This window comes from Enterobacter sp. 03-F-07-AD-ECC, assembly GCF_047530935.1.
In the GTDB taxonomy this organism is placed as follows: Bacteria; Pseudomonadota; Gammaproteobacteria; order Enterobacterales; family Enterobacteriaceae; genus Enterobacter; species Enterobacter cloacae.
The window spans coordinates 1-1,958 of record NZ_JBLKBZ010000063.1; the positions used below are offsets into that span (position 1 = coordinate 1).

1 pseudogene is annotated in these 1,958 nt (G+C 63.2%); it reads right to left on the reverse strand.

Going from position 1 to position 1,958, the window contains the following annotated elements:
• Positions 1 to 93: 93 nt before the first annotated feature.
• Positions 94 to 1,860 (reverse strand): annotated as a pseudogene (locus tag ACMWKA_RS25625) (Tn3 family transposase); the annotation flags it as partial.
• Positions 1,861 to 1,958 lie beyond the last annotated feature (98 nt).

Here is a 1,958-nt window from a genome sequence, read left to right on the forward strand (position 1 = left end):
CGCAATGTTTTCCATGATGGTTCTCCGAATGAAAGCCTGTCCTCAGCATAGTACTGGGAAGGAGGGAGTGACCATCTCATTAAATAAAGCACGCTAAGCCGGTTGCAGCGGTCGTAGCGGCCTGAACTTGCCCGCGCCGATCTTGGCGCTGCTGCGCCAGAGGTAATCGCCGGTGAGGTTGATGTGCTCCCAACCGAGCGGCGACAGGTACTGCAACAGCGCGTCATCAACGGCATGGCCGTTGCCACGCAGCGCGTGCGCAGCCCGTTCCAGATAGACCGTGTTCCACAACACGACGGCAGCCGTTACCAGATTGAGGCCGCTAGCCCGGTAGCGCTGCTGCTCGAAACTGCGGTCGCGGATTTCACCCAGGCGGTTGAAAAACACTGCCCTGGCCAGCGCATTGCGCGCCTCGCCCTTGTTCAGGCCGGCATGCACGCGGCGGCGCAGTTCCACGCTTTGCAGCCAGTCCAGGATGAACAGCGTGCGCTCGATGCGGCCCAGCTCGCGGAGCGCCACGGCCAGGCCGTTCTGGCGTGGGTAGCTGCCGAGCTTTCGGAGCATCAGGGAGGCCGTCACCGTGCCCTGCTTGATCGAGGTGGCCAGCCGCAGGATTTCGTCCCAATGGGCGCGGACGTGCTTGATGTTGAGCGTGCCGCCGATCATGGGTTTCAGCGCGTCATAGGCGGCGTCGCCCTTCGGGATGTAGAGCTTGGTGTCGCCCAGGTCGCGGATGCGCGGCGCGAAGCGGAAGCCCAGGAGGTGCATCAGGGCGAAGACGTGATCGGTGAAGCCCGCCGTGTCGGTGTAATGCTCCTCGATCCGCAAGTCGGACTCGTGGTACAGCAGGCCGTCGAGCACGTAGGTCGAATCGCGCACGCCGACGTTCACGACCTTGGTGTGAAATGGCGCGTACTGGTCAGAAATGTGGGTGTAGAACGTCCGCCCTGGGCTGCTCCCGTATTTCGGGTTGATGTGGCCGGTGCTCTCGGCCTTGCTGCCGGTGCGGAAGTTCTGGCCGTCCGACGATGAGGTGGTGCCGTCGCCCCAGTGCTCGGCGAAGGGATGGCGGAACTGTGCGTTGACCAGATCGGCCAGCGCCGCCCCGTAGGTTTCGTCGCGGATGTGCCAGGCTTGCAGCCAAGCCAGCTTGGCGTAGGTCGTGCCGGGGCAAGACTCCGCCATCTTGGTCAGGCCCAGGTTGATCGCGTCGGCGAGGATCGTGGTCAGCAACAGGTTCTTGTCTTTGGCCGGGTCGCCCGATTTCAGATGCGCGAAATGCCGAGTGAAGCCCGTCCATTCGTCCACCTCCAGCAGCAGTTCGGTGATCTTGACGTGCGGCAGGATCATTGCCGTCTGGTCGATCAGCGCTTGGGCGGTGTCGGGTACCGCCGCGTCGAGCGGCGTGATCTTCAAGCCTGACTCGGTGATGATGGCGTCCGGCAGCTCGTTGGCCGTCGCCATACGGTTGACGGTGGCAAGCTGTGTTTCCAGCAGCGTCAGCCGGTCGTTCAGGTACCGGTTGCAGTCGGTGGCCACGGCCAGCGGCAATTCGCTGGCCTGCTTGAGGCTGGCGAATTTCGCGGGCGGCACCAGGTAGTCCTCGAAGTCCTTGAACTGGCGCGACCCCTGCACCCAGATGTCGCCGGAACGCAACGCGTTCTTCATCTCCGACAGCGCGCACAGTTCGTAGTAGCGCCGGTCGATGCCGGTGTCGGTCATGACCAGCTTCTGCCAGCGCGGCTTGATGAACTCGGTCGGCGCGTCGGCGGGCACCTTGCGGGCGTTGTCGCTGTTCATGCCGCGCAGCACCTCGATGGCGTCGAGCACGTCCTTCGCGGCGGGAGCGGCCCGCAGCTGGCACTGTTGCAAAGTTAGCGATGAGGCAGCCTTTTGTCTTATTCAAAGGCCTTACATTTCAAAAACTCTGCTTACCAGGCGCATTTCGCCCAGGGGAT